Origin of the sequence: Wolbachia endosymbiont of Drosophila seguyi (assembly GCF_028981765.1) — a bacterium.
GTDB lineage: Bacteria > Pseudomonadota > Alphaproteobacteria > Rickettsiales > Anaplasmataceae > Wolbachia > Wolbachia pipientis.
Genome location: NZ_JAPQLM010000151.1, coordinates 1 through 4,804, shown reverse-complemented (window position 1 = coordinate 4,804; position 4,804 = coordinate 1). Strand labels below are relative to the sequence as shown.

Genomic DNA, 4,804 nt, shown 5'->3' with positions numbered 1-4,804 from the left:
GATTAGTGAGTGGTAGTGAAATTTCTTTTACTCAAATTTAGGTATTCACTGACCGTTCTTGTTATAAATACCAGAATAATAAGCTACTGATATTCTCCACCTTTTTTATCTTTAATCCATCATAGCTAGCGATGCAACAAAGCCGGCTGGATTCCAGTGTCAAGCACTGGAATGACACCATTTGCTGTGCAGTTTACCTTCAAAAATGAATGTTCGTACAGCTATGGAATAAATCGCGGTATGACGGTTCGCAGCGGTATAGTAACTCGTCACCCCGCTATTTGTTAGCGGCTGAGATACCGCGGCGGTATGACGTAGAAGCTATACTTTTATACTCACCAACTCAGTATCCAATCTGGATCCAAGTAGTCAAGCTATTCGGATGACACCCTCATAAAGTGAAATGAGATCCCGCTAACACGTAGCGGGATGACGAGAAAGGGGCTACTCGGATGACACCCTCATAAAGTGAAATGAGATCCCGCTAACACGTAGCGGGATGACGGGAAAAGAGGTACTGGGAGACATCCTTCCTGGTAGACCCAAATCACAATGTTCGCACAGTTGTGCGTCACGCGCTGCCGAACACTGTATGGTTATACAAGAAAAATTAAGGCTTAAAAGGAATTTTAAGTATCAGGACTCAAGGTTTTTATTCCTTCTTAATAAAACATAAAAAGCCCCTTTACCACCATGTTTTTTCGTAGCTTGTTGGTAGTATAGAACCATATGCTGGATTTTAGTGTCATTTAACCATTTATTTAAGTTACTCTTTATAGTGTCTGTTTTGTTTGTTGCACTGCCGTATCCCGTAATTACCAATAAACATCTATTTCCTGCTCGATAATTTTTGATAATAAAATCTATCAATTTACAGTAAGCATCCTCTATATTATAGCCATGCAAATCGAGCTTATCGCTTATAAAATATTTACCCCTATCAACTTTTGATTTTGTGTTTTGGTCAAGACAAAATGATGAGTTACTATTATTGGTATTAAGAAAATTCCCTTGTAAGTCGGAGGTACCTTTATCAACCATAGACTTTATATTTACTTTATGATCAACTTTCAAAGTAACTTTTCCACATTTTATTGGCTTAACATTTTTTTGCCAATCCAACTCATCGTCCGACATAAACGCATTAATCGAATTGTATAATTTTACAACAATATTCAAACATAGTAAAATGTTGCTTATTCTATAAAAACCCGATTTTCAATAATACGATGAAATCGTCAAAAACTAATGAGAATTTTTGGCTGTATGGAAAGCACACCTGCATGTCAGCACTGAAGAATAAAAATAGGCGGTGTATAGAACTGTTAGTAACAGAAAATTTCTATAGAGAACACGAAAAAGAAATTAAGCAATATGCAAATAGTAAGGGCATTAAAGTTCGATTAGTAGAAAACAAAATACTTAATGACGTTTTACCCAAAGGTGCTAACCATCAAGGAATTGCTTTAAATGTTGCCCCTATTCTTTATAACTTAAGCATCGAAGAAGTAGCTGAAAGCTCAAACGACAGTTCTACTATAGTCATTTTAGATCAAGTCACTGACACGCACAATATTGGATCAATTTTAAGAACTTCAGCTTGTTTTAATGTCGACGCATTGGTTTTACCACATAACCATTCACCGAGTGAAAATGCATCTATTGCAAAAGCAGCAAGTGGGGCTTTAGATATTGTTCCGCTAATATACGTTACAAATATAGTAAAAACTATGCAGTATTTAAAAAAGGTCGGCTACTGGTGTTACGGGTTTGATTGCAATGCTAAAGAAAATATAGATGAAATAAAGAGTTTTGAGAAAAAAAGAGTAATTATTTTTGGTTCTGAAGAGAAAGGAATGCGGAGGTTAGTTAAAGAAAATTGTGATTATCTTTTAAAAATCCCAATGTCAAATGCAATTAACAGTTTAAATGTTTCAAACGCAGCAGCAATAGGCCTATATTCTATTTATATTAAAACAAATGCCAGCGCATAGCTGTTTATAATAAAAACACTTGATAAAAATATGGTTTTATATTATAATGTGTTAAGTAATGGATAAAAGGAGTTATATTATGTCTTATATGAGAAATGAACAGGATATTCGCTCTCAAGGCGTTTATTATAGTGCTGGGCTTAGAAGTTACCTAACTAAAGTATATAATTACATGGCTTTAGCTTTGGGCGTCACAGGGCTTGTTGCGTTTTTAACAGTATTTTCTGGTCTTTTTCAAGTAATTTATTCTAATCCCGTTCTATCGCTTGTGGTAATGTTATCTCCGGTTGCATTGGTGTTCTACATGTCTTATAGAATTCAACACCTAAGTGCTCAGTCTGCCGTTACTATATTTTTCTCGTTCTCAGTGTTAATGGGGCTTTCCTTATCTTATGTTTTTATAGTTTATACTGCAGAAAATATAGCAAGGGCGTTTTTCATTACATCAATCATGTTTGGCTCTATGGCTTTATATGGCAATACTACAAAAAGAGATCTTACAAGTATGGGCTCTTTCTTGATTATGGGAGTTTGGGGGTTAATCATTGCGTCTATAGTAAATTTATTTCTTGGAAGTAGTCCTCTCCACTTTGCAATATCGTTCATATCAGTAATAGTCTTTACCTTAATGACTGCGTATGATGCTCAAAGAATCAAGGACGTTTATTATAAACATAATGACGGATCAGAAGTTGCTACTACTAAATTGGCAATACTCGGTGCAACTAATCTTTATTTTGACTTTATTAATATATTTCTCAATCTACTCAGGTTACTTAACTTGTTCAACAATAGGGATTAGATGTTTTCCTTTTTAAGGAAAGGCAGTAAGAATTCTATAGTTTTCTTTTTAGTATCTTTAGTTGTGTCGATGGTATGTCTTGCATATGCATCGGTACCTCTATATAGCATTTTCTGTAAAGCTACTGGGTATGGTGGCACAATAAGAAAAGTAACTAACACAACAACAAATATAACTAACCAAAAGATCAGGGTCCATTTCAATGCTGATATAATGTCCGATCTACCTTGGGAGTTTAAATCAGAAACTAACTACGTTGACGTAAACATAGGAGAACAAAGTTTAGCGTTTTATTACGCAAAAAATCTATCTGATCAGCCTTCATTTGGTATGGCGGTGTATAATGTTACGCCTTTCAAAGCAGGTAAGTATTTCAATAAAGTTGCATGCTTTTGTTTTGAAGAGCAAATGTTGCTACCAAAACAAAAAGCAGCTATGCCCGTATCTTTCTATATAGATCCTGAGATAATGCTTGATAGTAATACAAAAGATTTGGGCGAAATAACACTATCATACACGTTCTTTAAGCTTAAGTAACAGAATGTTTGCAAACCGTGTCATTTCAGTAATCAATAGGGTGTCATCCAAGTAGCTGACACTGGAATGACAGGAGGTAACGCAAGAAGTCTATTGATTGTGAAAACAATAACTTTGCAAAATATTAATTGTTAGATAACATAATCAAAGTTTTTATCTTAATATTCATCATGGTTAGAGCTATACAAATTAAAAAAACTGGGGGACCAGAAGTATTAGAATTTGTAGATAAGAGTATAGGTGAGCCAAAAGGCGAGGAAGTTTTAGTACGTCACACAACTATCGGCTTAAATCGTTATGATTTAGAGCACAGAAAAGGTACGCGCAAAATTAAAAATTTACCATCAGTGCTTGGGGTAGAAGCAGTGGGAGTTATTGAAAAGCTTGGTAAAAAAATCAGTGATGGATTGAAGGTTGGAGACAGAGTTGGATATTGCACAGCTCCTCCAGGGGCATATTGTGAAAAGCGCATTATACACCAGAAATATCTGATAAAAATTCCAGATGACATATCTGATGAAGTTGCTGCTGCAGTGCTGTTTAAAGGTATGACAGCTCACTATTTAGTTAATCAATCTTATAAAGTTAGGCCTGGTGCTTTCGTGCTAGTTCATGGGGCTAATGGTGGTTTAGGACAAATAATATGCCAATGGGCAAAGGATAAAAAAGGTGTAGTGATAGGTTCTGTAAGCTCTGATGAAAAAATGAAGATAGCTTTACAAAGTGGCTGCACATACGCAATAAACTACAATGATAAAGACTTCGTTTCTAAAGTTATGGAGATTACGCAAAACAGAGGAGTAGGTGCAGTGTATGACCCTATAGGTTACGCTACAAGCAAGCTTTCTTTTGAATCTTTAGGCAGGTTCGGCATATACGTTTCCTATGGGCAGATATCAGGTAACGCTCCTATTAGTTTTTCTTTACTTAGTTCACGTTCGTTATTTGCAACTGGAACCTCAATATACCATTATAAGCATGATAGATTCACATTAGTGCTTACCACAATGGAAATCTTCGAGATGATAAGAAAAAAACTTTTAACTGTACGGATCAATAAAAAATATAAATTTGATGAAATAATTCAAGCACATCGTGATATGGAAAATAGAAAAGCGAGTGGGTTAAATATTATCAAAATCTCTTAAATAAATTAGTAATTTAAACTAACCATTCATTAAGTCATATCAACTAGAACTTCACATATTTAATTCTCCTTTTGGGGGAATTAAAAGCATATAGCTAAACTGACTTAGATTTACCGACAACCGTCATCCCGCTACGTGTTAGCGGAATCTATACCGCGAATAGACTTCTTGCATAACCCAAATTAAGTAGAAAAAGGTATCATCCGAGTAACTGACACTGGTTCCTTTATGACGGTAGTAGCCCCCCTTCTCCTGTCATTCCAGTGCTCCCTTTCTTGTCATCCAAGTAGCTGACACTGGGATGGCTTTGTTGCATCACACTT

Annotated in this window: 6 protein-coding genes; 5 read left to right on the top strand and 1 reads right to left on the bottom strand. The window is 35.4% G+C overall.

The window, feature by feature from the left end; genetic code table 11:
* Positions 1-156: 156 nt before the first annotated feature.
* Positions 157-288 carry a hypothetical protein gene (locus OZD62_RS03885; RefSeq protein WP_010962944.1) on the top strand — a complete coding sequence of 44 codons (132 nt, stop codon included), beginning with the start codon at positions 157-159 and terminating at the stop codon, positions 286-288.
* A gap of 348 nt (positions 289-636) precedes the next feature.
* On the opposite strand, the gene OZD62_RS03880 is transcribed toward OZD62_RS03885, so the two are convergent.
* A complete protein-coding gene (locus OZD62_RS03880) occupies positions 637-1,137 on the bottom strand; it encodes a Smr/MutS family protein (protein WP_010082340.1) in 501 nt (166 codons plus the stop codon).
* Between the two features lie 92 nt (positions 1,138-1,229).
* On the opposite strand from OZD62_RS03880, the gene rlmB reads away from it, so the two are divergent.
* The 4 genes from rlmB (at position 1,230) to OZD62_RS03860 (ending at position 4,481) form a co-directional block, all read left to right on the top strand.
* Positions 1,230-1,994: a 23S rRNA (guanosine(2251)-2'-O)-methyltransferase RlmB gene (gene rlmB / locus OZD62_RS03875; RefSeq protein ID WP_038199241.1), complete on the top strand. Its 765-nt coding sequence runs from the start codon at positions 1,230-1,232 to the stop codon at positions 1,992-1,994.
* A 79-nt stretch (positions 1,995-2,073) separates the two neighbouring features.
* Positions 2,074-2,796, top strand: coding sequence for a Bax inhibitor-1/YccA family protein (locus tag OZD62_RS03870; protein ID WP_010962942.1), 723 nt, complete (start codon positions 2,074-2,076; stop codon positions 2,794-2,796).
* Positions 2,797-3,333, top strand: a complete 537-nt coding sequence (locus OZD62_RS03865) for a cytochrome c oxidase assembly protein (RefSeq protein ID WP_275019466.1) — start codon at positions 2,797-2,799, stop codon at positions 3,331-3,333.
* A gap of 170 nt (positions 3,334-3,503) precedes the next feature.
* A complete protein-coding gene (locus tag OZD62_RS03860; RefSeq protein WP_038199239.1) occupies positions 3,504-4,481 on the top strand; it encodes a quinone oxidoreductase family protein in 978 nt (325 codons plus the stop codon).
* Positions 4,482-4,804 lie beyond the last annotated feature (323 nt).

Coding starts and splice junctions, on each gene's coding strand:
- OZD62_RS03880 (WP_010082340.1), bottom strand. CDS start 1,137: ATGTCGGACGATGAGTTGGATTGGCAAAAAAATGTTAAGCCAATAAAA.
- rlmB (WP_038199241.1), top strand. CDS start 1,230: ATGAAATCGTCAAAAACTAATGAGAATTTTTGGCTGTATGGAAAGCAC.
- OZD62_RS03870 (WP_010962942.1), top strand. CDS start 2,074: ATGTCTTATATGAGAAATGAACAGGATATTCGCTCTCAAGGCGTTTAT.
- OZD62_RS03865 (WP_275019466.1), top strand. CDS start 2,797: ATGTTTTCCTTTTTAAGGAAAGGCAGTAAGAATTCTATAGTTTTCTTT.
- OZD62_RS03860 (WP_038199239.1), top strand. CDS start 3,504: ATGGTTAGAGCTATACAAATTAAAAAAACTGGGGGACCAGAAGTATTA.